Below are 26,507 nucleotides of genomic sequence, written 5' to 3'. Positions count from 1 at the left end.
CTTCCTCCTTAAAATAGGTATCTAGCAACTGAAATCGTAGCATTACCCGATTTTTTCTTCTCTAATAGGAGTGTCTGCACCTGTGCATAACGCATAGCCGCTGGTTCACTCACACCATATGCACCCGTATATTTAAAGACCGTTTCAGAGGGTGATGGAAATTCGATTTCATTTAATTCAGCCGGTGTATACGTAACGAACTCCCAATCATATTTCTTCGTAATATCTAAAAAACATTGCTCATCTTTCTTTAAATCAATCGTGCATAAGGCTTTTACACTTTTTTTCGAAAGCTTTAGCTCTGCCAAGGTTTCATCGATTACCTGTTCAATTTCCTCTAACGATGTACCACGGTTACAGCCCATTCCTAGCACAATGGATTTTGGTCGATAAATAACACCGTTTTCTAGAAGAACCTCCTCTTCAGGTTCAATGATTCGATCGGTTATTAATAATGTAGCATGGGGGTTAGCCCCAATAGCCACCTGTGTGGATGGATAAATTTTGATTTGTTCAGGCATCGGTGTATCACGCATCCACCAGTCGCGTTCACCCGTTTCCTGCACAATGGCTACATGCTCCTCATTTACAACAGAAGCACTAACAGGTGTTAATTTATCGGCACTATCCCATACCCAGCCAAAGCGTGCCCCAAATAAATCAACAGGAATCGTCTTTTGCACATCAGAAGCCGTAGTAATTATTGGATTTGCCCCAAGTGCTGCTGCCACCTCATGCGTTAACTCATTGGCCCCACCAAGATGGCCTGATAATACGCTAATGACATTTTCGCCTCGATCATCAATCACGACAACGCCCGGGTCTGTCTTTTTATCCTTTAAAATCGGTGCAATCATTCTTACGACTGCCCCTAGTGAAATAATTAAGATCAAGCCTTTATATTGTTTAAATAGCGTTGGCAATAATAGACGCACTGTTCCTGTAAATAGTTGAATATGCTTTTCTGCTTCATCGCCTTGCTCAAATTTACTCATATAATATAAATCACTTGCTGCAAAGGTTTGCTGTAGGCGGCGCCCAATTTGAACACCATGCTTCGTAATGGCTACTACAGCATAAGGATTGCGTTGATCAACCTCTGGTAAAATACCTTCTTGTAACTCAATCACTTGTCTTCACACCTTTTCTAAAGCCATGTGTAAAGCTTGCATCATACAACTTCGAGCGATATTGATCCTTATCATGAATAGTCGGATCTAACGCCCAACCCGCTAAAATCATTGCATGCTTACGAATACCGTTCACACGCATTGCTTCATCTAATTCGATTAAGGTTGTCCGTACGATTTTTTGATCTGGCCATGAAGCACGTTGAATAACTGCTACAGGCGTATCATCAGCCCAACCAGCACTTTGTAGTTCTTTGACAATTTTCTTAGTCAGCGTTGCACTAAGGAATAATGCAATTGTACAATGATGGCTCGCTAAATCACGCAGCTTTTCAAATTCTGGTACAGGTGTGCGCCCTTCAGCGCGTGTTAAAATAAGGGTTTGTGTTAAATCAGGAATTGTTAACTCAGCTCCGATAGCCGCTGCCGAAGCAAATACAGAGCTAACTCCTGGAATGACTTCATACCCAATGCCCTCCTTTTTCAAGAGAGCTACTTGCTCCATGATGGCACCATACATCGCTGGGTCACCTGTATGCATACGTGCCACTGTTTTCCCAGCATTGACACGGTCCACCATCACAGCAACCATTTCCTCTAAATGCATGCCAGCTGTTCGTATGACCTCTGCATCTGGTTTGGCTTTCGCAATGAGGTCCTCACTCACTAAAGAATCTGTGTACATGACAACGTCCGCAGTTTGTAACATATGTAAACCTTTGACTGTAATTAAATCTGGATCACCAGGACCAGCGCCAACAATATAGATTTTCTTCATTATTTACGCACCACCATTAACGTTAAATATTCTAAATCAACACCATCCAACTCACGCACATCCCAAATGATTTCTTCATCAGAGGTTACCTTTGTCACCACGGATGCTTTATCTAATAAATCTAAATCGCGTAGCACCTCAAGCATTAAATCAATCACTTTTGCCACTTTAATAAAGACAACGGCATCATGGCTTTCAATTGCTTCACGCATGGAGTCATAATCATCATGAGCAGGGATAATCGCAACACGATCATCGCCATCCGCTAACGCAATCCCTAAGCGAGATGCAGAGCCATTGAACGACGAAATCCCAGGAACCGTACGGATTTCTACATCTGGATGCATTTCCTGCATTAATTTCATCATATGGATAAAGGTACTATACAATAATGGATCGCCCTCTGTGACAAACGCCACATCTTTGCCCGCTTGTAATTTTTCGTAGACAAGTTCTACTGACTTTGTCCATTCACGTTCTAGAACAGCCTCATCTTTCGTCATTGGAAATACAAGACCAAGCATATCTTTTTCGTCTGGATTAATATAAACATCTACAATACGATGAGCATAGCTTTTACTGCCTTTTAGCTTTTTAGGGTAAGCAATAACAGGTGATTCCTGAATCACTCGAAATGCCTTTACTGTAATTAATTCTGGATCGCCAGGACCAACGCCCAAGCCGTATAAAACACCTAAATTACTCATGATTTTCTTCCTTTCGATAAGCCGAAATAATGTATATTGGATTTAATGGTACAAAGCGTGTCATATCTAAAATAGGTTTACTGCGCGCAAGCTGTGCCTGCAAAATATCAACCGCAAAACCACAAGCCTTAAACGCCTCGACGGCTTTATATAAATTCTCAATTGTCGCTGCATTTAAGACAATGCGACCTTTAGACTTCAAACGTTGACAGCATAATTGCAGCAACTCGACCATTTCGCCCCCTGTACCACCGATGAAAATAGCATCAGGATCTGGGAAACTGTCTAATCCTGCTGGTGCTTTGCTATGAATTGCAGTCATATCAACACGGAATTTTTGCTGATTTTGGAGACAATTTTCTAAATCAGGGGCATTTTTCTCAACAGCAAATACTTGTCCTTCTGGCGCAAGCTTACCTGCCTCAATTGCCATTGATCCCGTACATGTGCCAATATCCCAAATAATGCTATCCTGTTGAAGCTGCATGGCTTGCAAACTTAAAACTCGAATTTCTTTCTTCGTAATAAGTCCTTTATCTGGCTTGCGTTGTGAAAATTCTTCATCATCAATCCCAAGTGTGTAGCGTTTCGGTGCTATGGTTTGTTTTAAAATCACGACATTTAAAGGCGAAAAATGAGTACTTTCCATTTCATCAAGCGAGTACCAGCCACTTTTTTCGTTTTCACCCTGTAAATTTTCTGCTACAAACGCACGGTACTCTGTCATACCAAAATGCTTTAAATATCGAGCGAGAGCATTCGGACTATTCTCAGCATCTGTTAAAAGTGCTACTTTCTTTTTGCCATCGATTCGCTGTGCCAAGCCCTTCATTGGGCGTCCATGTATGCTCGTTACATAAGCGTCCTGCCAGCTTTCTCCCATTTTCGCAAAGGCAAGCTGGACAGAGCTCATATAGGGATAAACCTCTATTTGTAGCTTTTTAGCTAGATAGCCTCCGATGCCATAAAATAATGGATCTCCAGATGCAAGGATCACCGTATTTTTTGTTTCTTCAGACAATCTTTCAACAAGTGCTGAAAGACCTCCTTTAATAAGGATTTTTTCACCCATAAAGTTTGGGAAGAAATCCAGTACGCGCTCACCACCAACAAGTACCTCACAGTCTTCAATCCACCGAAGGTATTGTGGTAATAAGCTTGCTAATCCGTTATCCCCGATCCCAATCAATTTCATCGATCGATGCAATGTCATCAGCCCTTCCTAATAATTGTCCCTGCATCGAATAGATCGATGTGGAAAGCGTTAAACCGCCCCTAATATGACGGATGGAGGAATAGCAGCAGGCCTCACATAAATGATGGAAGAACGCGTCATAGCCCTTCTCCATCATAATTTCACCTACTTGTGACGCTGTATTTGCCTCCAGAACTTGTGCTATGGTTTCTCCATCGGCTCCTATATCCTCTGCCAGTTGTGCTAAAAAATTAAAGTCGATTGGCGCACTTTTGGAATGCACCATCATGACACCTTGCGCCACTTTTGAAAATTTCCCCATCATACCAACAAGTGATACTTGTTTGATGCCGAGGCGCTTACAATGTTTTAATGTAAAACCAACAAAGTCACCCATTTCAATAAACGCTTCTTCTGCTAGATGTGGGTATTGTTTCATCGCAAATTTTTCACTACGACCACCTGTTGTCACCACTAAGTGCTCACAGCCAGCCTCTTTCGCTACACTAATGGCTTGGACAATACTGGCCATATACGCAGAACTCGAAAAAGGCACGACGGTTCCCCTTGTGCCTAAGATTGAGATGCCTCCAAGTATACCGAGTCGCCCATTTAACGTTTTTTTAGCAATCTCCTCTCCTTTCGGTACGGAAATTACCACGTTCACGCCTCGTGTAATGTGAAATTCGTCCAATACACCTTGGACCGTGCTATAAATCATTTTACGTGGTACAGGATTAATGGCCGCCTCTCCGACAGGCACTGGCAAGCCAGGCTTTGTGACACGCCCGACGCCAATTCCTCCATCTAAATGAATACCAGGTGTATCTGCCCAACTCACTGTGCCAACGATGAGTGCCTGATGGGTCGCATCAGGATCATCACCAGCATCTTTAATCGTTTCACAGCTGACAGCATTTTCTTCAAATATGCATTTTTCAATTGTAAAGGTTGCATCTCGACCAATAGGTAAATGGATTGTACTTGTTTCTTGCTCCTCCTTGGTAATAAGGGCAAGCAATGCAGCCTTTGATACCGCAGTTGCACAGGCTCCCGTCGTATAACCGTGACGCATGTCCTTGGGATCCTTTTTTGGCTTCCGCTCCATTATTTTTTCGCCTGTTCGTCCGCTAAAAGTGAGATGGCATTTAATGCGGCAACCGTCACTGTACTACCGCCTTTACGACCAACATTAGTAATGTACGGAATCCCTTCTAGTTTAAGCAGCTCTTCTTTTGACTCGGCTGCTGACACGAAACCAACAGGCATACCGATAATTAAATCTGGTTTTGCTAGTCCTTCTTTAATTAAACGAATCAATTCCAGCAATGCGGTTGGTGCATTACCAATGGCATAAATACCACCTTCATGTAATGTTGAAGCCTTTTGCATCGAAATGATGGCACGAGTTGTATTTTGTTTTTTCGCTTCGATTGATACATCTTCATCCGCAATATAGCAATGCAAATCGCCACCATGTTTTTGGAAACGCTTTTTACCAGAACCACTTTCAATCATTTGCACATCTGCAATCACATGTCGTCCTGCAAGAATAGACTTGATACCCGCTTCAATTGCCCCTGGTGTAATGATGACACTACGTCCTAGCTCGAAATCAGCCGATGCATGGATAATACGACGTACAACTTTCCATTCATCTTCTGAGAAGTCATGCTCGCCCATTTCCTCTGCAATAATGGCGAAACTGTAATCGTAAATTTTATCTGGGTCTACCGTTAATGGTTTGAAATCTGTTTTAAAATCCATGGAAAATGCCTCCTAAATTGTATGTTCAACAGCCTTTAATACTTCTTCAAATGTTGAATATTGTTGGCCGTATTGAATATTTGGTCTAGCAATAAGAATTGTTTCAATCTGACATGCAAGAGCTGCCTCTAGCTTCTCATCCACTGAGCCAACTTTACCGCTTTCTTTGGTAATCATCAGCGTCACTCCGTATTGACGAAAGAGAGCTTCATTTAATTCCTTTGAAAACGGACCTTGAATCGCCACAATATCTCGCTGTGCCACTCCTAGTGCCTCACATTTTTCCATATTGTCCAGTCGTGGAAGCATACGAGCGATTACTCTTGTGTTTTCTAAGCCCTGTAACACCTTTGTAAATGTAGCGAGTGTTTTACTTCCCGTCGTTAGCATAATGACACCGCGTTTTTCTGCAGCTAACTGAGCTGCCTCCTCATAATCCTTTACAACAGTAATTAAAGGATGGGCATAGTGTTCATGAGCTCGCTCATAGCGAATATAAGGAATTTGTGCCTGTTTCGCCGCTGCCATTGCATTTTTAGATGCCTCCTCCGCAAATGGGTGAGAGGCATCTACCACCAATTGATAGCCTTGCTCTGTCATAATGGTCGCCATTTCCTCAGCCGTCAGTCGACCAATTAAATGTGGCAGGCCAACGTCAGCAAGACTTGAGGCTGCCGATTCGGTGACGACCGTAGCTGTCACCGCATGACCTGCGCTTTGTAATGCAAGGGCTAAATCTCTTGCATCACTCGTCCCCGCTAACATGAAAATCATTTTACCGGCTCCTCTTCATGATGGTGGTGATGGTCATGATCATGATGGTGATGATGATGTGCATGTCCATGTACTGCCGCATAGGCACGATAGTCTTCTAGATCTTGCATACCTGTTGATGTACCGTTGACCGCCTGTTCAATACGCTCTAATAGAACATTTTGTAAACGTTCATGGTAGCCAAAATAGTTAGCAATTTGAATATCACAGTCTGGATAAAGTTCATTAAACTTCTCACACATGCCATTCATACGTTCCATCAAAATGCCTGTGAATAAAAAGTAAGGTAACATGATGATTTTTTTTGCACCTAGTTTGACACAACGTTCAATTCCTTCTTCAACTCGTGGATCTGTGACACCCATAAAAGCACTTTCCACGTATTTCACAGGTAGTTTTTCCCATAAAAGTCGTGTGATTTTATAAAAATCGCCATTAGCAGATGGATCACTGCCACCTCGTGCAATCAATAAAATAGCTGTGTCTTGCTGCTCTTGTTCTGAATTAAAGCCAATTTCAGCTAAGCGATCTTGTAAAATAGCAAAGATTTCATCATGGATGCCAATTGTTTGACCATATGTGAATGTAATCGTTGGATAATGCTCACGCGCATGCTCGATTTCTGCTGGAATATGCAGTTTTGAATGGCCTGCATGAAGTAAAATGATTGGAATCACATGAACCTCTGTAGCTCCCTTTTTCACACAGTTTGTAATACCTTCTTCAATGTTAGGTGAAGCAAATTCAAGGAAACAAGTTTCCACTAAAAATTGTTCGTCAATACGCGGTGTCATTTGTTCGATAAAAGTACGAACCTCATCATTTCCTGCTGCTAAACGGCTCCCATGGCCGACAAATAAAATAGCTTTCATCTCTTTACCCCTTACTAGTCGCCGCACGGAGCTGGCTCTACTTTTATTTTGGAAGACATATCTTGATACGTAAAATGCAGTATCTTTTTCACACGTTTAAAATATTTAAACAAGCGTTCATTTGGATGAGCATTTGCTTGGTATTCTTCAATAATATCTGTAATGAGTGGAATCAGCTGATCAGGCTCCAACCCTTCTACAACAGGCTGTGCTGCGTGAGCCGTACGACCAACTGGCTTCGCTCCAATAAAGACATCAAATTTACTTTTACGGTAGACGATGCCAATATCATCAAATACAGCTCGATAACAGGCCATACCACAGCCATTAAAGCCAATATTTAATGTTTTCGGTAAAGACATGCCACCAAGTTTTTCTTGTATTTCTTCGGCGTATGGTATCGAATCAGCCTTTTCACCATAGCAAAAATCACAAGCTTTTAGAGATAGCACATCACCAATCGGTGCTAATAAAAAGCCTACTTCCTGCAATTTCTCTGTGATCTGTTCAGGGGCAGTCGTTGGTATTTTTAAATGAATTTGATGATCTGGTGTATATTCCATCGTCCCCTCTTCCCCAACGACCTCTGCTAACGTCAGCATTTGCTGAGGAGTAAAAAACTTATTGGCCACACCTGGGCTCACTGCTAATTCAAAAATAGATTCTATTTTTTGCTGTACAAGCTTCGGTGTTACGTTGACTGCGTTTGTCCCTTTCACCATTGCGAGTGCCGCTGTAGCCATTTCAAGTGCTGTTTTTTTCGGCTTTGGCGTAGCGGCTATACTGGGTTTATTAAAGCGCCCTGCATTAGGATCAGCTGTAAAGTCATTTCTTGCTGTTCCTGTCTCTTGATTCATTGCCCAAGGTTCATTTTCTTCACGCAAACGTTGATGTGGACGTAATGGTTGTTTTTCTTCCCCCAGGGTATATTTACGTTGGTAACCGCGTGGCGTAATCATCTTATTGTCATAGAAAAATGTTGATGAATTCCCGATAATGACAGTTGTCAGCATACCAATATCATGTTCTAGCATTTCTGCTAGCGTTGTCATGGTCACTTCTTGACGTTCTCGATACGCACTTTTCACAAGCCCTACTGGTGTGTCTGGCGAACGATATTCTAAGAGAATTCGCTGAGCTTCGACAATTTGTCTTGTACGGCGACCACTTTTAGGATTGTATAATGCGATGACAAAATCTGCCATCGCAGCTGCCTCGACACGCTTTGCAATCAAATTCCAAGGTGTTAGATGGTCACTTAAACTGATTGTACAAGCATCATGCATAATGGGTGCACCAAGTATGCTCGCACATGAATTAATCGCAGAAATACCAGGAACAATTTCTACTTCAATTCCTGTTGCTTCTGTCCAGCCTAGCTCGATTAACACCTCATACACTAATCCCGCCATGCCATAAACGCCTGCATCACCACTCGAAATCACCGAGACAATGCTCCCTGCCTCTGCTTGACGAACGGCTTCCTGCGCACGGGACACCTCTTCTGTCATGCCTGTGCTAACAATCGATTTCGCACTAACTAAATCTTGAATCAGCTCTACATAGGTTTTGTAGCCTATAATCATATCACTTTGTTGTAAAGCTTCTACTGCACGTGTCGTAATATGCTTAAAATCTCCAGGTCCAAAGCCTACTACGAAAATTTTTCCTTTTTGCGCCATGTTGTTACCCCTCTTTCACCTTTTCAATCCCTTTAATGGCTGTTGTTTGAGCAGTACGCTGTAATGTACCTTCACGAAGTGTAAAGACATGTTCGTTGTATAAGGATTCATGATGTAAATCTTGTACTAGTGTCCTAGCATGCTCTGTTGATGGCACACGATACCAATTCCCTTGAGGGTAGGCGATTACCACACAGGCATCCTTGCATCGTCCATTACAGCGCGTTCTTGTCGTATGTATTTCTTGATCGAGTGCTTGTCGCTGTATTTCATCTCGAATGGCTAAAGTAATTTCCTCACCATCCTTATTCATGCAACTACTGCCATTGCAAATAAAGAGATGTGTTTTCATCCCCTCTAAATTCCATGTTGTCATCTTCTGTCTCCCCTCATTTGCTTTCTGGAAAAAGAAAAACCTTTACTCTAAACGAAGAGTAAAGGTTTTGTAGAAGCCAAATAAAAACGAATAGCATGAAATAAAGGTACTCGCTTCCGCTTCAACTTCTCCCTCCGAAAAGTTTGCATGCACAATCAAATAAGCAGGTTTCCTGACTTAAGCTTCATTTTACAGTCGCACCTTCCCAAGCTTGCACCAGTGGCTTTGCGATTTCATCAGCTATTACAGTAGCGGGGGCTGTATTGGATTTTCACCAATTTCCCTATTATCTCGAGCTATTCGAGCACTTATTGACGTTTTATATGAAATTTTTATTAGTATTTTAAATAGAAAACTGTCTTAATCATATCTTATTATTTTAAAATTTCAATATTTCTTTAAAAATTTATGACAAATTTATCAATTTTGAAGTGAACTGGGGTATAAAATTTATACAATATCCATCATTAGCACAATGAATATTATCAGAATATTCGCTGTTGACCTTTAATTAAAAAAATTTTATAAAAAGGTATAGCATATTTATGGAAAATCATGTTACACTTTGTCGTGAAATCTCACAATTGAATGTTTTTCGGTGTAAAATGCTTGGCATTTTGCTTAAAAGGGAAGCCGGTTTGAGTCCGGCGCGGTCCCGCCACTGTAATAGGGAGCTTTATAGAATATGTCACTGTCCAACGGATGGGAAGACCTATAAAGTATTGAACTAGAGCCAGGAGACCTGCCGAAAAATAGGTGATCGTTTCAGCCTACGAGGATAGGTGTGCGGCTTAGCAGATGAGAATGTTATTTGCTTTTTTAGCTATGCACTTTTCCACCAACGGAGAAGTGCTTTTTTATTTACGCACGCTACATTCTAAAAATCTATTAATTAGTTAGGAGGAAAGCTTTTTGAAATTTTCATGGTGGAAACTTAGTTATTTTTTATTGGCCTTTTTAATTGTGCCAAAACGTGCCTTTGCGATGCATATCATGGAAGGTTTTTTGCCAATCGAATGGGCGATTTTTTGGTGGGTCATCTCTATTCCTTTTATAGTTCTAGGATTGCGCTCTATTCGCAAAACAATTGATGAAAATCCTGAAACAAAGATGCTTTTAGGGCTTTCAGGAGCCTTTGCTTTTGTGCTATCTGCCTTAAAAATCCCTTCTGTTACAGGTAGCTGCTCTCACCCAACTGGTGTTGGACTTGGGACAGTTCTCTTTGGCCCTCTAGCCATGAGTGTAATTGGAACAATCGTTTTATTATTCCAATCTTTATTATTAGCACATGGAGGAATCACGACTTTAGGGGCGAACGCCTTTTCGATGGCTATTGTAGGTCCTTTTATTGCTTACTTTGTCTTTAAAGGAGCACAAAAAGTAGGTTTGTCATTTTCACTAGCCGTATTTTTCGCAGCTATGCTTGGTGATTTAGGTACATATGTTGTGACTTCTGTACAACTAGCACTAGCCTTCCCTTCAGAAGTTGGAGGCTTTATGGCATCCTTTACAAAGTTTGCAGGTATTTTTGCCTTAACTCAAATTCCTTTAGCGGTGAGTGAAGGGATTTTAACGGTCATTGTGATGAATTTCTTGAAAAAATACAATATTAGCGAATTAAAAACTTTACGTGTTTTCTCAACAAAGGAGGCACATTAACAGATGAAAAAAATTTTATTGCTATTAGCAATTGTTGTGTTGTTAGCCATCATTCCATTGTTCATACAAAAAGGTGCTGAATTTGGTGGTGCTGATGGAGAGGCAGAAGCAGCCATTGGTGAAATCAATGCGGAATATGAACCATGGTTCGAAAGCCTATGGGAGCCACCAAGCGGTGAAATCGAAAGCTTATTATTCGTGCTACAGGCAGCTATTGGAGCTGGCTTTATTGGCTACTTCATCGGCTATATGCGTGGCAAACATAAAGAAGGTTAACCATTATGTTACTCATTGATAAGTATGCCTATCTTAATAAGCTAGCGTCTGTTCATCCGCTAGAAAAAATGATATTTTCACTTGGAATACTTCTCATAACGCTCATCATGAGAGATGAACGACTTTCACTCATTACATTTTTTGTAATGAGTGCTTTTATCATTTTAGGTGCAAAAATTCCGCTTACATACTATGCCAAGTTATTATTGCTACCTGGATTTTTCTTATTCACAAGTCTCGTATCTATTTTACTTTCCATTACACCGTCAACCAATGCACTACCTGCCCATATTTGGTCTTATACATGGACGAATTGGACTGTTTTCATTGGGAACGCAAGTGTGCTATTAGCGCAGCAGCTGTTCTTTGTCGTTCTGGGCAGTATTAGTTGTTTATACTTTTTAATTCTAACCACTTCTGTACAAGGAATATGTTATGTGCTACGACAATGGCGACTCCCCTCTTTATTGGTTGAACTCGTTGAACTAACCTATCGTTTTATTTTTATGTTTTTAGAAAGTATGCAAAATATCCATCTAGCCCAGCAAGCGCGTCTCGGCTACCATTCACCGTTGCAATGGCTACGCTCTGTCTCCATGCTCATTGTGGCATTATTTGTGGAAATGTTTCAACGTAGTCGGGAGCTCAACAATGCCATGCAATCACGTGGTGGCGAGGCCGTCTACTGGCAAGAGGTGGGCTCCTATAGCAAGAAAAATTGGCTAGGTATGGCAGCAATATTACTAGTCCTCATCGTATATGGAGGGTATTTCACATGACAGCATTTTATTTTGAACTCAACCAATTATCATATGCCTATGCAGATGGTACGAAAGCGTTGTCAGATATTACATTAGACATTCCAAAAGGGAAAAAAATCGCCATACTCGGGCATAATGGCGCAGGAAAATCGACTTTGTTTCAGCATCTTAATGGTATTTTGAAACCTACAGCTGGGACGATTTTATTCGAAGGCAACGGACTAGAATATAGTCGAAAAGCTTTAAAAGTTCTACGTCAGCAGGTAGGCATTGTCTTTCAGAATGCAGATCATCAGCTTTTTTCAGGGACCGTCAAGCAAGATATAGCATTTGGACCATTGAACCTCGGCTGGTCTACTGAAAAAATGGAAGAAAAAATAGCATGGGCCGTTGCGCAAACCGAAGTGGAAGATTTGCTCGATAAACCCATTCATTTTCTAAGCGTAGGTCAGAAAAAGCGTGTGGCGATGGCAGGTGTTTTAGCGATGGAGCCCTCTGTCCTTTTATTAGACGAACCAACGGCAGGTCTTGATAATTATTATGCTACACAAGTATTACAATACTTAGCCAAATTAAAAGATGGTGAGAGAACCATTTTACTAGCAACTCATGACATTCCTCTCGCCTATGAATGGGCAGATCTAATGATCGTCATGGAAGCAGGAAAAATTATTTATAACGGCGATCCAATCGCCTTGTTTTATGAAGAAGAATTATTAAAACGCGCACATCTTGAACGGCCATGGATTTTTGAGATGGTCATGGCCTTACAAAAAAAGAAGCTATTGCAGGAAAACATCACAATCCCCCGCTCCAAAAATGAATTACAACAATTAATCGAACAGATCTAAAGCTTTTCATAATGTGAGGTATCCGAAAAAGCTGATGTCAACGGCAGAAAAAGCAACTTGGCAAGGTGAGGGGTTGATTTCCGTTCCGCCAGCGTCCTTTCCAGGGGGCGTCCGATGAGCCGCTTCACTCACTAACGTTCGTTCCAGGGTCTCCTCTGTGACGCTGGCTCCACTCCAATCAACCATGCTGCAATGTGTCTTTACTTTTTTTCATAGTAGCATAGCGATCATATCGCCCATTATTTGTATTCTTAGAGAGGATAGGCTCTTATTTTCAATGTGGAGAAGTGATGCGTGACAACACCTCTTCCTAAAGAGTCGTGAACACCTTCACTTTATTTGAAAACCTTTGCTAAAAAGTCAGTGGGTTGAAGTGGAAGGCTACTTGACTCCCGTGGGATCGCGAGACAGGCGAAGCCCTGCACGGAGCGGTAGCGGAGAAAGCGATTCGGCACTCGCCCACAGGAAAGCAAGTAGCCTGCAACGGAAATCCATTTCTACCTTTCAATTGACAGTTTTGTTTTTCAACACTAAGAAAAACGGACAATGTTTAACTGTCCGTTTTTTCGTTATACCCACCAAAAGTTAAAGTAGCGAAGAAAAATTTTCCTCCATTACGAAACTTTTCTAATCTTTATCCGTATTAGTATAGTCAAGATTTAATTTATAACACCAAGGAGAGATAACAATTGAAAAGTTGGTATAAAAAATCAGTCGCTGTTGTAGCATCCGCTGCACTCATGGTGCCTGCTGCTTCTGCATTTGCTGAGGCACCCCAGCATAAAGCAAAGAACGTGCTGGCAAACAGTGCGAAACAAACAGAGAAAAATGAAGAAAAATGGATGAGTAAGGATACAATTGTTATCAAGCATTCAGGTCTTGATAAAAACGTACATAAAAAAATTGGCTCCAAAGTCATCCGTTCTATTCCTTCATTAGGTTATGATGTCGTGCAACTAAATAAAGGCGTATCGATAGAAAAAGCCGTCTCTTACTATTTAAAGCAAAACGGGATATCAAGTGTATCTCCTAGCTACGTCTATCATTCTTTCAATAAAGAAGCTGATCCCAAGAAACAAGAGATGTATCATTTAAACCTACTGCAAATGGATAAGGCACTGGAATTAGCAGGCAACCATGATGTCACAGTTGCTGTCATTGATTCTGGTGTGGATTTTAAACACCCCGATCTAAAGTCACAAGTACTCCCACCCTATAATGCAGCAGCACCTGCTAATACTACTTATTCAGGCGATCACGGAACACATGTGGCAGGTATTATCGCCGCAGCAAAAGATAATGGCGTAGGTGGGCATGGGATTAATCCGAAAGCGAAGTTACTGCCAATTGATGTATTTAACGGCAAAGAAGGTGCTAATGATTTCATCATTGCACAGGGTATTCTATATGCAATTGAGCAGGGCGTTGACGTCATTAATATGAGTCTAGGAGGCTATGGTGAATCTCCACTGATGAAGGAAGCCGTTCAGAAAGCCATTGATAGTGGTATTACGATTGTGGCAGCTGCAGGAAATGAATCGACAGATGAATACTCCTTCCCCGCTTCTTTCGAAGGTGTCATTAGTGTGGGTTCAACGAATGAACGCAACAAACTATCAAGCTACTCCAATTACGGCCCGTCCGTTGATATTGTTGCACCAGGTGAAGACATTTATAGTACCGTTCATGATGCGAAAAAAGGATCATCCTTTGTCAAATTTAGTGGCACATCCATGGCCTCTCCAGTCGTGGCAGGTATCGCTTCTCTTCTTAAATCAAAAGATCCATCTTTAAAACCGCATCAAATAGAAGCGATTCTAGAAATGACAGCACAAGATTTGGGCGAAAAAGGTTATGATCTTACTTATGGTCATGGACTTGTCGATCCTGTAAAAGCATTACAGTTTGATTTAAACAAACTGCCTAAGCATTATGCAGAGACAAAGGAAGATCGTATTCAAAACGCCAAGGTCCTTGCTAAAAATAAGCTAAATACAGAACAGGGTGCTTTTGAACAGCAAGACGAAAAGAAATGGTATAAAGTCGATTTAGAAGAAAATGAATATGCTCAATTGACATTAAAAGGCGCTGACAAATACGACTATGCCTTTGATTTATATTTCTACCCAAATAGCGGGATTGGTGATGTAGAGCCGATCCATGTTAATGATGTACGTGTCGGAAAAAAAGAAGGTTATCTATTTAAAGCAGATCAAAAAGGAACGCTTGTAATTGGTGTCAAAGATCACAATGGTAGCTATAGCTTAAAAGGCAAATCTACTTATATTTTTACAGCACAAACAACGAAAGACTTGCCAATCGATACAGTAGACAAGTCTTCAATGGAGCCTATCAAAAAGTTCCCATATAGTACAGCAGGTAAAAACTATACATTACTGTCAAAAGATCAACAACAAGATCAAGATTACTTCACGTTCTCTGTCAAAAAACCGACGACATTACAGTTTGATCTATCGGGTATTCCAGGTGTCACTGCCTCTATGGAGCTCTATCTAAAAGACGACTTTCTTCCTGTACCACCAGAAGAAATCGATCAAGCTGAAAATGATGAAGTTGAAGAATTGGAAGCCTATCCAATGCAGACCGCTTATGGTACAGCAAAAGGTGAACCGGTCCGTATGATTATCGACGCTGTTCCCGATCAAGAGTACGTTTTAAGTGTCTCTAATGAGAGTAATAGTGAGTTTTCTATGGAGATGTTCTTTAGTGGCGGCATTGAAAAAGAAGAAACAATCAGTGAATCGATGATCCCTTACACATTAAAAGGTGAAGTGGTTACCCTTCCTCCTGATGAGGATGGACTACCTGTTGATGAAGTCATGTTCGAAAAAAATGTTCTTGAGGACCAATTACCACTTACAGAGAATAACATAAAAAAACGTAATGAAATTGACAGCTTGATGAGTATGTTAATGAATCCTACGGGTTCAGGCAACCTAGAAAATGTTGATCCTATCATTAAGCAGGCGATCCGTTTTGAAATAGGCGAAGATCAAAAAGCTTATTTCCAAACAGACTATGATGAGGATTATTTCTTGTTTAAAGCGAAGGAAGACGCCCTTTATAGCTTCAGCTTTTTGAAAGGATTGAACCAAATGCCGACGGGTACAGTATTTGAGTATGACGAAGAAGCAAAGGAGTTAATCCCCGTTTCTTCCTTAACAAATAGCCTTGGCATACTGGCACTACTACTTGGTACAGCTGGTAATGAGGACGATGCAAAGGTTATTCCATTGAAAAAGGACAAAACCTACGTGGTAGCCGTTGTCAATGCTGGAGAACGATCTGCCGAGCCTTATACATTGAAAACAAAGAAAATAGGCGATATTCCAGCAGAGTACAATCCAAACAATCATGAGGAAGCAAAAGCGCTAAAAATCCAACCAGGTACTACTTATAAAGATCACCTGATTTATCAAGATGATGTAGATTATTACTATTATAAGCAACAAGGCAATGACGAGGTCATGAGTCTGCTTCTTTCTTCAGTTCCCTTTACAAATGAACAATTAGCTCAACTACCTAAAGAACTACAAAAAGACTTAAAATTTGCAGGAGCTATCATCGAAGATACGAACGGCAATATGAAAATTGATGCCAAAGAAATGGAAACAGAAATTCCATTTGGACTAGGTGATAATATTCTTGAAATGTTACTTGGAATGATGGGTACAAACGATGTAAATACATCGTTTAAGGCGAAGAAGGATCGAGGTTATTTTATTCTTGTCAACAGTATGGGGCTTGGCCAGGTTTCGATTCAGCCCTATACATTAACATTGTTTGATCATAAGCATGTGGATGAAGACAGTGATTCAAAATTAGTCAATGGTATACCTAGCAAACCATCTGTCCTTGTGAAAAAAGATGAGAAATGGGTTGCAACGCAATATTTAAATGCAGGTATTCCATTTGGTGATAAAGACTATTTTGAATGGAACAACGACCAGAAGCGTGAAGTCTTCTTCTCACTTCAAACAGAAAAAGCGTTGGATGGTGTTATTCGAGTGATGGATGCAAACGGAAAAACCGTTAAAACATTCGATCTTTACGGAGTTGGTGATGCCGAAGTTGGCACGGTGGAGCTAGATGCAGGCAAATACTATATTGAAGTAAGTGAGTTTGATGGTAAAGCCAGCACACAACCTTATACGCTTGAAATAAAATAAATGAAATCAAACAAAATCCCCAAGATCATCACGATCTAGGGGATTTTTATGATATGAAAGAAGCATTTTCATCCAAGATGAGATGCTTACAAGTTCAGCTTACATAAAATATTTAACATAATTACAATATTCATCTTGCTTCATTTGTAGCTTTTCATAAAGCTTGCGTGCATTTACATTGTCAGCCGCCGTTTGCAGTGTGACATAGCGAGCAGATTGTTGCTCACAATAGCGAAATACCTTTTCCATCAATGCCTTGCCCACCCCTAGGCCTCTAGCATCCTCTGTTACATAAATATCATTTAAAATATAGGCACGTTGTAAAGCGATGGACGAAAATGTTGGATATAATTGCGTAAATCCGATCACCTTGTCATCTACCAGCGCTATAAAAATGACGGATTCTTTCAAGGCCAATCGTAATTGTAAAAATGCCTTGGCACTGCTTATATCTGACTCAATTCCATAAAATTGACGATATTCATCAAACAGTTTTGATAAATCCTCTAGTTCATTCATTGTTGCTTGCAGTATTTCCATTCTAGTCTCCCCTTGTGTCTACCCATGATTGTCTAGCTTTATAAATCTAGTTTTTATTATATAGGAAATAATGGTATAAAGAAAAGAATACTCCTCTAAATCGAGAAAAGATTCACTTTTATTCACCTAAATAATTAGCAACCTTCTGGACGATCTGCCTCCAGTTTAATTCCTTGCGGGCAAATGCTTGGAGCTGTACACAAGTATCGGCCAGCAATGATTCCTGTGCTGCAACTTGTTGCAATGTCCGCCCTACCGCCTCCCAATCATGGGTAGGATGGATTGTACCAAAACGCTGTTGTTGCGTAATATCAGCAGCACCATCCACATCCGTTGTCACGATATAGCAACCATTTTTAGCTGCCTCTGCAAAGACATGAGCATAGCATTCAACTAAAGATGTTAAGCAAAAAATTTTAGCCTTGCGATACTCCTCTTCTAGCTGAGCCTTATCAATAATCGGTCCTACCATGGTCACTTGAGCGGCAAGCGGATGATCATCCAGTAACAGTCTCAGCTCCTCTTGAAATGTGGCTGACATCGGCCCTACTAAACGAAGCTCCCAATCTGGCAGTTGTGCCGCTAAAAATGCTTTAACCGTCAACATAGTTTGCTTCTCCGGTGCATCTAAGCGCCCAACTGTTAAAATTCTATTTTCTTTCTCATGAAACGGCACTGGCTCTGTGGGAAAATGCTCAAAAAAGCCATTGGGTATATGTTTAATTTCCAATTGCGAAAATTCTTGGATTGACGTTTGAATGGATGCACATTCGGAGGTGAGGAGATCACATAGCTGCAACAACTCTAAAAAATAGGGATAGGTTTTTAATCGATTTAACCAAAATCGATTGACATCTAATTTCATATAAATTTTTCCATTTGGATTGAAGTGCTTATAGGTTTTCAGAATGGCTAAATAGGATGGATACGGTCCTATGGCAAAGGCAATGTCGATATCCTTTGCATGCTTGGCTAAATAGGCATTCATATTCGCCACATAATCATCTTCAAATGGTACGGACTCAAATTTTACAGCGGGAAAAACTTGTTGAAGAAGGGCATCATTCATTTCTGTCGTTACAATAGTCACGTCATAGCCTAAATGTTCCCCCAATAAAATAGGCACTAGACATAAATCTTTGAAAATATGGGCATCTGAAAGTTTATAAGATTCCACGCTACAAATAAATGCGATTCTTTTTGTCATCGTATCCCTCTTTCTAAAAAAGCGCTCTGACTAGTTTATGACCTTGCCTGCTAAACGTGCTTATCTTAGTAAATTTTTGTCTCTCTTATGCCATTTCTCTAGTAACATAAAAGTTCTATCTAAAAACAACTCTCTTAAAAACTTCCTAAAACAAGCAATTGCCTACAGTAGCACTACGTCTACGCATATTGTATTAAAGAATCTACTCAGTCACATAGAACAACTCTACGAATGCACATAGAATGGAGGGATCAGATGAAGATTAGTTTTTTATCACCTACATTTAATAGCGAAGAATGGATTTTAACGATGCTTGATAGTATTCCTAAAGAATATGCCTATGAAATTATCGTGGTGGATGATGGCTCTACAGATAATACGTTAGCCATTTTACAGGACTATCAGACAAACTGTGCAGCTTTAAAAATCATCGTTCACCCAACGAATTTAGGTGCGAGTGTTGCCTATAATCGATGCATTGCAGAAGCGACAGGAGATTATATAGCCATCATCGATAGTGATGACCACTATTTACCCGCCATTCGCAATGTACTAGCACAAGTGGATGGTACATTTGATATTTACTATTACAACATGATTATTAAAAATGGCTTTGCTTTTATTAAAGATGAATCCAACCGCTACTCCTTACCTGGACAATTTAAAATTATCCGGAGAAGTTTAATTGGAGATGCGAAATTTACAATACGCAAAGATATAGCAGGAGATTGGGATTTTAATTGCGCCCTGATGGATAAAAATCCGACAAGTAAATATACTAACGAATTTGCTTACTGGTACAACTACCCGAGAGAAAACTCGGAATGTGATCTACATCAAAGAGGATTGAAATAATAGCGTGCAGGAGGTGTAACGAACCATACCATGTTTACAGATAAAATATTATTGATTACTGGCGGCACTGGCTCTTTCGGGAATGCCGTATTAAAGCGATTTTTAAATACGGATATCAAGGAAATTCGTATTTTTTCAAGGGATGAAAAAAAGCAAGATGATATGCGAAAACGCTATCAGCATAGTAAAATCAAATTTCATATCGGGGATGTCCGTGACATTCAAAGCATTCATAATGCTATGTATCATGTTGACTATGTATTCCATGCCGCCGCTCTCAAGCAAGTTCCCTCCTGCGAATTTTTCCCCTTAGAAGCTGTGAAAACCAATATTTTAGGAACGGATCATGTCCTAACAGCCGCCATTCAAGCTGGCGTCAAGAAAATCATTTGCCTTTCAACAGATAAGGCGGCCTACCCTGTCAATGCGATGGGCATATCCAAGGCGATGATGGAAAAAACGTTTATTGCGAAGTCGCGAATGGTTGATCCTCACCAAACCCTGATTTGTGGCACTAGATACGGCAATGTCATGGCTTCACGAGGCTCGGTCATCCCATTATTCATCGAGCAAATAAAGGCTGGGAAATCTTTAACGATTACGGACCCTCATATGACACGTTTTATGATGAGCCTTGAGGAAGCGGTAGAATTAGTATTGTACGCATTCTCACATGCTCAGAATGGGGATATTATGGTGCAAAAATCACCTGCTGCCACGATAGAAAATTTAGCACAGGCTTTACTTGAGATCTTTCAAGCGAACAATGCCATGCAAATTATCGGAACACGACATGGGGAAAAAATGTATGAAGTATTATGTACAAAGGAAGAAGCGGCAAAAGCTATTGATATGGGTCATTTCTATCGAATCCCAGCGGATAATCGGGATTTAAATTATGGAAAATACCTCGATGAGGGCTCTCCAAAAATTACATTAACGGATGAATATAACTCGAACAATACACAACAATTAAGTGTGGTTGACATCAAAGAAAAGCTCTTAACATTGCCTCTTATACAAGAAGAGCTCCTTCATTGGACAGGAGGAAAACCATGAAATTTTTAGTACTCGGTGCTACAGGCATGGCTGGCCACACCATTGCCACCTATTTATGTGAACAAGGCCATGATGTAACAACTTACTCTAGAACCCCTTTTCCCTATGGCAATAATAGAACTGGTGATGTGACGGACGCCCATTTCTTAAGGTCGCTACTACTAGACAATGATGTAGATGTCGTCATTAATTGTATTGGTGTTTTAAACGATGCTTGTGAGGCTTATCCGGCCCAAAGCATTTTACTGAATAGTTATTTACCGCATGCCATTGTATCTCTCCTAGAAAATCGACAAACAAAACTCATTCATCTAAGTACCGATTGCGTATTTTCTGGTAAAAATGCTCCCTACTATGAAGAAAGTGTACGGGACGGGGAAACCTTTTATGACCGCACAAAAGGATTGGGAGAAGTGAATGACAACAAGCATGTAACATTTCGTAACTCGATTATTGGCCCTGATTTGAAAAAGGATGGCATCGGACTCTTCAATTGGTTTATGCAACAAAAAAGCTCCGTATATGGCTATTCGGGCGCTATTTGGACGGGAGTAACAACACTTACATTAGCTAAAGCCATTGAACGCGCTGCCCAAGAAGATTTAACAGGACTCTATCACCTCGTAAATACGACAACTATTTCTAAACATGATCTGCTTCATCTATTGAATAAACACTTCCTCAACAACAGAATAAAAATTCTTCCTCATCAGCTCGTCAATGTCAATAAAACATTAATAAATACAAGAAATGACTTCTCATTTATTGTCCCTAGCTACGAAGAAATGATCATAGAAATGAAGGAATGGGTATTGCAACATCAAGATTTATATCCTCACTATTTTCAATAATCAATACATCAACTCCATTATGGATGACGATTCGTAATGGAGTTTCCCTACTCAATAACTGTCCCCTCAGGTAATTGACCATCCTTAATCCAATTCTCTACAAAGCGATTAAAAAATGCAGGCTGGGCTAATGATACGCCATGACCGATGTTCTTCAATAGCACACCCTTGCTATGTGGATGATTTCGCACAAGTGCTTTAGCGGATTTTTTCATGTTGTTTTTCTCTTTGTCTCCCACTGTTATTAAAATCTTTCCTTGGGCTTTGTGAAAATCAGGTGGAATGGAAAATAACATATTTTCTCGCAAAATTTGAATCAATGTATCTACCTTCATCGTGGCACTCTCTTGATAGTAACGTTCAAAATAATCCTCATGAATGTAGAGGGTTTTCGCTTGAAGTTTCGCAAATGCTTTATTTTTTATAAGCGGAAAGGACAGCCGAATAAACGGTTGAAGCATCCTTTCTACAGTAGGAGAGGGTATCACAAGCGCACTATTGATGATGGTATAATCGATTAAACTCGGTTTTAGACTTAGCATTTGAATAGCGATTTGCGCTCCTAAGGAGAAACCAATCACGATAACAGGCTTCTCATTGGCTTTTTCCTCAATAAGTAGCAGAAGCTCTTTAGCACTATGTTCAATGGAAAATGGATCGTGTGACATTAGCTCTGGTATAACACAATGGTAATGGGCAAAATGCTGAATTTGTTGATCCCACATCCAGCCTCCAACGCCCCCTCCATGAATAAACATCATTAAAGGATGATGAGCATCCCCATACTCCTTGTATTGCATAGATACCCCCACTTTCATTCCATCTCATTCATGGTCATCTAAGAAATCTTTACTAAAGCTTGTTTGTGATTGATAGGACGAACGTTTCCCTAAATCTACACCACGTTTGATAATCCCCTTGCCAAACCGTCCCTCCATTTCATCGACAAGCTTGAGAATCGGTTCGTCTTTCGCATGCTCTTGAAAATCAAAAATCGATAATTGCTGTGAATAATCTTTTCGATCCACCACATTGGAAACTGTTACACCTAGTAGTCTAACAGGAGATTCATCCCAATGCTTATCAAATAATGTACAAGCAATGTCATAAATTTCTTCATAACGATAAAGGACATTGGACATTGTTTTTGAACGCGTATGATTATGCCAATCAGCATCACGAATTTGGATGCTCACAGTGGAACCCGCTAAGCGCTTGGCATCAAGACGCTCCACCACTTTCTTACATAGACCTTCAATCGTTTTATGAAGTGTACGAACATCTGTTACATCTTCTGGTAATGTTGTTGAATTCCCAACGCTTTTCGTATCAAAGATTGCCTCTGGATCGACCATGCGCTGATCCACACCATTTGCCCTTGCTCGAAGTCGTACCCCATTCTTCCCTAAGATTTGCTTCATTTTAAATTCTTCTGTCTTAGCTAAATCACCTATCGTAAATATGCCTTGTGCATTTAATTTTTTAGCTGTACTTGCTCCAATCCCATGCATACTGACAACCTCACGATGCCACAACTGCTGTTCAATATCCCGTATTCGTAGTACAGTAATTCCCATCGGTTTCTTCATATCAGAAGCTGTTTTTGCTAAAAATTTATTCGGTGCAATACCGATGGAACAAGGTAAATCCAACTCAGCTAAAATGCGCGCTTGTATTTCCTGGGCAATACTTAAGGCATGTTGTTCCTTGCTTAACTCAGTCACATCCAAGTAGCCCTCATCAATCGAAACAGGCTCTACTAATGGCGTATAGCTTCGAAGAATGGTGAACATTTCTTTAGATGCTTGACGATACTTTTGAAAATCTGGAGGTAATAACAATAGCTCAGGACATTTTCGCTTCGCTTCATGAACAGTCATAGTTGTATAAATGCCTAGCGCCCTTGCTTCATATGAACAAGTTACTAAAATGCCACGCCGCTCCTTTGGGTTCCCTGCAATCGCGATTGGCCTACCCTTTAAACTTGGATCATGCGCTTGCTCCACCGAAGCATAGAAACTATTCATATCCACATGTAAAATAACGCGCCCTTTATGTGTCATGTACATCACCTCTATCCTATCTTAGCTTTATTATACCTTTCATCCCCTTTAATCAACAAATGCGTAATCACCATTACTTTCGAGTAAGTCCTTTAAAATCATTAAAGCTTGCTCAAGTTGAGATTCTGGCGCTGCAATGGCTAAACGAACGGCATTGACAGGCTTTGCATTCCCTACAGCAAAGCGTTCTGCTGCATAAACTTGTACACCAGCTTTCGAAGCCAACAATTCAAATTGAACACCCGTAAACTTGTCTGGCAATTGTAGCCACCTAAAAATACATTCCTCATCCCCTAAAATGTGATAATCCCCTAAATACTGATCGACAAGAGCATTTTGCTGCTTGGCATATGCTCGGTGCTTTTCTAATATCGTTTGGGCCACTCCTTCATGGATTAACCTTGCTGCAAGCTCCAGCATGATAGGAGAAACGGAAATATTGATATTATAGAGCGTTTCCATTATTTTTTTTCGAAGCGCAGGAGGTGTCACAAGGAAGGATAATCTTAAACCAGGTGAAAGCGTCTTAGATAGGCTAGCAATGTAAATTACCTTATCAGGTGCATAAGAAGCAATCGGAGCAAGCGGCTGCTCCTTGAGAAAGCTATAGATAGCATCCTCAATCACCAGCAAATCCTTCTGTCTTGCCACGTCTGCAATCATTTTTCTTGTTTCCACTGACATCGTATGAGTCGTTGGGTTATGAAAATCAGGGATCACATAAATTCCTTTGATATGTTCATTTTTACAAGCATACAGTAACCCTTCTTTTGTCATTTCACCCTGACATTGCTGGATAGCTACAAGCTGGATACCGAGCATATTTGCAGCTGTTTTAATGCCGGCATAGGTAATCGGATCTGTACCAATGCGGTCGCCTGGCTGAAATAAAGCAGCGAGGGTTCCCACAATGGCATTTTGTCCACCCGCTCCTAGAAGAATAGGCTGATCTGTTTGAAAATTCACCAATTCGAGAAGCTTCATCACGGCTTCATTTTGCCATGCATTGGCCTCAGGTCTGCCATATTGAAATAGCATGCTAAAACTAGGTTCGTTCATCATCTTTTTCATAAAACGTGTAATGTCTTCATTCACAAAATTATCTGGTAGAACCGAGCCCATTTCAATGATAGGTGTGGCATGGTTAGTTGGTAGTAACATTTTATTGCTAGCCGCATCTGTTGAAACAAATGTACCACTGCCAATCGAGGCATAGATTAATCCTTTTTGACCACAAAGCTTAAAGGCTCGCGTAATCGTACTCAAATTCACATCTAAAAAATCAGCTAATTCGCGTTGTGGTGGCAATTTTGTGCCAGGTACTAGCTTTCCATCCTTGATATCTTGCTCAAGCTGATGTGCAATGGCTATATATAATGGAGCAGAAATATTGCTAATATCCGGCTTCCAACTCATTGGATACTCGTCAAATGAATTAATAGGCATTCACTAGGCCCTTCTTTCTCGTAATTTGCATACAATAGTTTAATTGTCTTGCATACAATGATAATATTGTATGCACACGATGACAATGATATAATTTTTAAAAAATCAGAAAAAAAGGACCGATTATTATGCAATATTCTGAAAGAATCTTAAAAACACCATCCTCATTTATTCGAAATATTTTGAAAGTAACAGATGCGGAGGACGTTATTTCCTTTGCAGGTGGGCTTCCAAACCCCATCTCTTTCCCTATTGATGCATTGAGAGCATCCGTAGACCATGCCATTACGGTAAATGGCAGCAAACTATTTCAATATTCGTCAACACAGGGTTATGCACCATTGCGTGAATATATTGCCGCGAAATATCAACGTGTGCATGGACTTGATGTACATGCTGATGATGTCTTTATTACAACAGGTTCACAGCAAGCACTTGAACTTATTGGTAAAGTACTTATCAATAAAGGCGATGGCATTATCATCGAAGAGCCAGGTTACCTAGGAGCCATTCAAGCCTTTACTTTAGCGGAGCCAACTTTCCATGGGGTTACACTTGAAAACGATGGTCTTAATCTAGAAGAGTTAGAGCGTGCCCTACAACAACCAAATGTAAAATTCATTTATACAGTGCCAAACTTCCAAAATCCAACAGGGCTCACATATTCGAAAGAAAAGCGTGAACAAATTTATGAAATAGTGGCAAAATACGATGTTGCTTTAATTGAGGATGATCCATATGGAGAGCTACGTTTCCAAGGAGAGCCGCTTCCATATATCGGTGCTGGTAAATTAGAAAATAGTATTTTACTAGGTTCTTTCTCTAAAACGGTCACACCTGGCATGCGTCTTGGCTTTATCATCACGAAAAACAAAGAGCTTTTACAGCATATTGAAACAGCGAAGCAAGCGTCAGATCTTCATACAAATATTTTTTCGCAATATGTCATCTACGATTATTTAGCAAGTAATGATTACGCGGAACATGTAAAGAAAATTATCGCTTTATATAAAAATCAATCAGATGCGATGCTAAATGCGATGCAAGAGTTTTTCCCTGCCCATGTTGAATATACACGACCTGAGGGTGGAATGTTCATTTGGGCAACAATGAAAGACGGTACGCCAGCCCTTGATCTTTTCCATAAAGCAATGGAACAAAAGGTTGCCTTTGTGCCTGGTGACCCATTCTATACATCAAAAACGAATGTGAATACAATGCGCCTAAACTATACAAATGCTACACCTGAAGTGATCCGCGAGGGGATTAAACGTTTAGCTAGTATTTTATAAAAATAGCAGCCGTATAAACGCTTTATAGAAGCGCTTATACGGCATATTGTTGAAAAAAGATGATGTCAACGGCAGAAAAAACAACTTGGCAAGGTGAGGGGTTGATTTCCGTTCCGCCAGCGTCCTTTCCAGGGGGCGTTCGAGGAGCCGCTTCACTCACTAGCGTTCGCTCCAGG

24 protein-coding genes and 2 riboswitches are annotated in these 26,507 nt (G+C 40.4%); of the genes, 9 read left to right on the top strand and 15 right to left on the bottom strand.

Translation table 11 applies throughout. The features are described from left to right. Positions 1–8: 8 nt before the first annotated feature. From ACEVFT_RS06355 to ACEVFT_RS06310, 10 genes are read right to left on the bottom strand one after another with little or no spacing between them, the layout of a single operon-like run. Positions 9–1,130, bottom strand: a complete 1,122-nt coding sequence (locus ACEVFT_RS06355; protein ID WP_205444168.1) for a cobalt-precorrin 5A hydrolase — start codon at positions 1,128–1,130, stop codon at positions 9–11. Beyond that, entirely contained in the window at positions 1,123–1,908 is a 786-nt protein-coding gene (gene cobM, locus ACEVFT_RS06350; RefSeq protein WP_342440866.1) for a precorrin-4 C(11)-methyltransferase, read from the bottom strand. Before cobM ends, ACEVFT_RS06355 begins: the two co-directional genes overlap by 8 nt. Beyond that, positions 1,908–2,615, bottom strand: coding sequence for a precorrin-2 C(20)-methyltransferase (gene cobI, locus ACEVFT_RS06345; RefSeq protein ID WP_205444170.1), 708 nt, complete (start codon positions 2,613–2,615; stop codon positions 1,908–1,910). The genes cobM and cobI overlap by 1 nt, the downstream gene beginning before the upstream one ends. Then, positions 2,608–3,810: a precorrin-6y C5,15-methyltransferase (decarboxylating) subunit CbiE gene (cbiE, locus tag ACEVFT_RS06340; RefSeq protein WP_393948793.1), complete on the bottom strand. Its 1,203-nt coding sequence runs from the start codon at positions 3,808–3,810 to the stop codon at positions 2,608–2,610. The genes cobI and cbiE overlap by 8 nt, the downstream gene beginning before the upstream one ends. Then, on the bottom strand, positions 3,785–4,918 hold the full coding sequence (locus tag ACEVFT_RS06335) for a cobalt-precorrin-5B (C(1))-methyltransferase (protein ID WP_205444173.1): 1,134 nt from the start codon (positions 4,916–4,918) through the stop codon (positions 3,785–3,787). Before ACEVFT_RS06335 ends, cbiE begins: the two co-directional genes overlap by 26 nt. Then, on the bottom strand, positions 4,918–5,577 hold the full coding sequence (locus ACEVFT_RS06330; protein ID WP_205444174.1) for a precorrin-8X methylmutase: 660 nt from the start codon (positions 5,575–5,577) through the stop codon (positions 4,918–4,920). The genes ACEVFT_RS06335 and ACEVFT_RS06330 overlap by 1 nt, the downstream gene beginning before the upstream one ends. A 12-nt stretch (positions 5,578–5,589) precedes the next feature. Continuing rightward, positions 5,590–6,351 (bottom strand): precorrin-6A reductase, encoded by a 762-nt coding sequence (gene cobK, locus ACEVFT_RS06325; RefSeq protein ID WP_393948791.1) that lies wholly within the window; start codon positions 6,349–6,351, stop codon positions 5,590–5,592. Further along, positions 6,348–7,223, bottom strand: a complete 876-nt coding sequence (locus ACEVFT_RS06320; RefSeq protein ID WP_393948788.1) for a sirohydrochlorin chelatase — start codon at positions 7,221–7,223, stop codon at positions 6,348–6,350. Before ACEVFT_RS06320 ends, cobK begins: the two co-directional genes overlap by 4 nt. A 14-nt stretch (positions 7,224–7,237) precedes the next feature. Beyond that, positions 7,238–8,905, bottom strand: a complete 1,668-nt coding sequence (gene cobJ / locus ACEVFT_RS06315; protein ID WP_205444179.1) for a precorrin-3B C(17)-methyltransferase — start codon at positions 8,903–8,905, stop codon at positions 7,238–7,240. A 4-nt stretch (positions 8,906–8,909) separates the two neighbouring features. Then, on the bottom strand, positions 8,910–9,281 hold the full coding sequence (locus ACEVFT_RS06310) for a (2Fe-2S) ferredoxin domain-containing protein (protein WP_205444180.1): 372 nt from the start codon (positions 9,279–9,281) through the stop codon (positions 8,910–8,912). Between the two features lie 145 nt (positions 9,282–9,426). Then, a riboswitch (cobalamin riboswitch) is annotated at positions 9,427–9,608 on the bottom strand. Between the two features lie 252 nt (positions 9,609–9,860). Further along, positions 9,861–10,045, top strand: a riboswitch (cobalamin riboswitch). 148 nt (positions 10,046–10,193) lie between these two features. On the opposite strand from ACEVFT_RS06310, the gene ACEVFT_RS06305 reads away from it, so the two are divergent. From ACEVFT_RS06305 to ACEVFT_RS06285, 5 genes are all read left to right on the top strand, one after another. Further along, positions 10,194–10,940, top strand: coding sequence for an energy-coupling factor ABC transporter permease (locus tag ACEVFT_RS06305; protein WP_205444181.1), 747 nt, complete (start codon positions 10,194–10,196; stop codon positions 10,938–10,940). Positions 10,941–10,943: 3 nt separating this feature from the next. Next, positions 10,944–11,216 carry an energy-coupling factor ABC transporter substrate-binding protein gene (locus ACEVFT_RS06300; protein WP_393948785.1) on the top strand — a complete coding sequence of 91 codons (273 nt, stop codon included), beginning with the start codon at positions 10,944–10,946 and terminating at the stop codon, positions 11,214–11,216. Between the two features lie 5 nt (positions 11,217–11,221). Further along, positions 11,222–11,995, top strand: a complete 774-nt coding sequence (gene cbiQ / locus ACEVFT_RS06295) for a cobalt ECF transporter T component CbiQ (RefSeq protein ID WP_205444182.1) — start codon at positions 11,222–11,224, stop codon at positions 11,993–11,995. Continuing rightward, positions 11,992–12,828, top strand: coding sequence for an energy-coupling factor ABC transporter ATP-binding protein (locus ACEVFT_RS06290; RefSeq protein WP_393948781.1), 837 nt, complete (start codon positions 11,992–11,994; stop codon positions 12,826–12,828). The genes cbiQ and ACEVFT_RS06290 overlap by 4 nt, the downstream gene beginning before the upstream one ends. A gap of 689 nt (positions 12,829–13,517) precedes the next feature. Then, complete coding sequence (locus tag ACEVFT_RS06285; protein WP_393948779.1) at positions 13,518–17,018, top strand: S8 family serine peptidase; 3,501 nt, start codon at positions 13,518–13,520, stop codon at positions 17,016–17,018. A 99-nt stretch (positions 17,019–17,117) separates the two neighbouring features. On the opposite strand, the gene ACEVFT_RS06280 is transcribed toward ACEVFT_RS06285, so the two are convergent. Together ACEVFT_RS06280 and ACEVFT_RS06275 are read right to left on the bottom strand one after the other, a co-directional pair. Beyond that, positions 17,118–17,558, bottom strand: a complete 441-nt coding sequence (locus ACEVFT_RS06280) for a GNAT family N-acetyltransferase (protein WP_342440875.1) — start codon at positions 17,556–17,558, stop codon at positions 17,118–17,120. A 118-nt stretch (positions 17,559–17,676) separates the two neighbouring features. Further along, on the bottom strand, positions 17,677–18,765 hold the full coding sequence (locus ACEVFT_RS06275; RefSeq protein WP_393948777.1) for a glycosyltransferase: 1,089 nt from the start codon (positions 18,763–18,765) through the stop codon (positions 17,677–17,679). Positions 18,766–19,020: 255 nt separating this feature from the next. Here ACEVFT_RS06275 and ACEVFT_RS06270 point away from each other — a divergent pair, with 255 nt between their 5' ends. Genes ACEVFT_RS06270 through ACEVFT_RS06260 form a run of 3 tightly spaced genes read left to right on the top strand, consistent with a single transcriptional unit; the run spans position 19,021 to position 21,530 of the window. Then, a complete protein-coding gene (locus ACEVFT_RS06270; protein WP_393948776.1) occupies positions 19,021–19,620 on the top strand; it encodes a glycosyltransferase family 2 protein in 600 nt (199 codons plus the stop codon). A gap of 30 nt (positions 19,621–19,650) precedes the next feature. Next, positions 19,651–20,679 carry a polysaccharide biosynthesis protein gene (locus ACEVFT_RS06265; protein ID WP_393948774.1) on the top strand — a complete coding sequence of 343 codons (1,029 nt, stop codon included), beginning with the start codon at positions 19,651–19,653 and terminating at the stop codon, positions 20,677–20,679. Continuing rightward, positions 20,676–21,530, top strand: a complete 855-nt coding sequence (locus ACEVFT_RS06260; RefSeq protein WP_393948772.1) for an SDR family oxidoreductase — start codon at positions 20,676–20,678, stop codon at positions 21,528–21,530. The genes ACEVFT_RS06265 and ACEVFT_RS06260 overlap by 4 nt, the downstream gene beginning before the upstream one ends. Before the next feature lie 47 nt (positions 21,531–21,577). Here the strand turns inward: ACEVFT_RS06260 and ACEVFT_RS06255 are convergent, their stop codons facing one another. Genes ACEVFT_RS06255 through ACEVFT_RS06245 form a run of 3 tightly spaced genes read right to left on the bottom strand, consistent with a single transcriptional unit; the run spans position 21,578 to position 25,039 of the window. Further along, positions 21,578–22,330: an alpha/beta fold hydrolase gene (locus ACEVFT_RS06255; protein WP_393948771.1), complete on the bottom strand. Its 753-nt coding sequence runs from the start codon at positions 22,328–22,330 to the stop codon at positions 21,578–21,580. A gap of 24 nt (positions 22,331–22,354) precedes the next feature. After that, positions 22,355–23,593 (bottom strand): DNA polymerase IV, encoded by a 1,239-nt coding sequence (locus ACEVFT_RS06250; RefSeq protein WP_393948769.1) that lies wholly within the window; start codon positions 23,591–23,593, stop codon positions 22,355–22,357. A gap of 48 nt (positions 23,594–23,641) precedes the next feature. Further along, positions 23,642–25,039 carry an aminotransferase-like domain-containing protein gene (locus tag ACEVFT_RS06245; protein WP_393948766.1) on the bottom strand — a complete coding sequence of 466 codons (1,398 nt, stop codon included), beginning with the start codon at positions 25,037–25,039 and terminating at the stop codon, positions 23,642–23,644. Between the two features lie 128 nt (positions 25,040–25,167). On the opposite strand from ACEVFT_RS06245, the gene ACEVFT_RS06240 reads away from it, so the two are divergent. Then, complete coding sequence (locus ACEVFT_RS06240; protein WP_205444195.1) at positions 25,168–26,331, top strand: aminotransferase-like domain-containing protein; 1,164 nt, start codon at positions 25,168–25,170, stop codon at positions 26,329–26,331. The last annotated feature ends 176 nt before the right edge of the window (positions 26,332–26,507 follow it).

The organism is Lysinibacillus sp. PWR01 (genome assembly GCF_043359455.1).
Lineage (GTDB): Bacteria > Bacillota > Bacilli > Bacillales_A > Planococcaceae > Lysinibacillus > Lysinibacillus fusiformis_F.
Note: the sequence above shows the minus strand (reverse complement) of the source record. Positions and strands in the feature narration are given on the sequence as shown.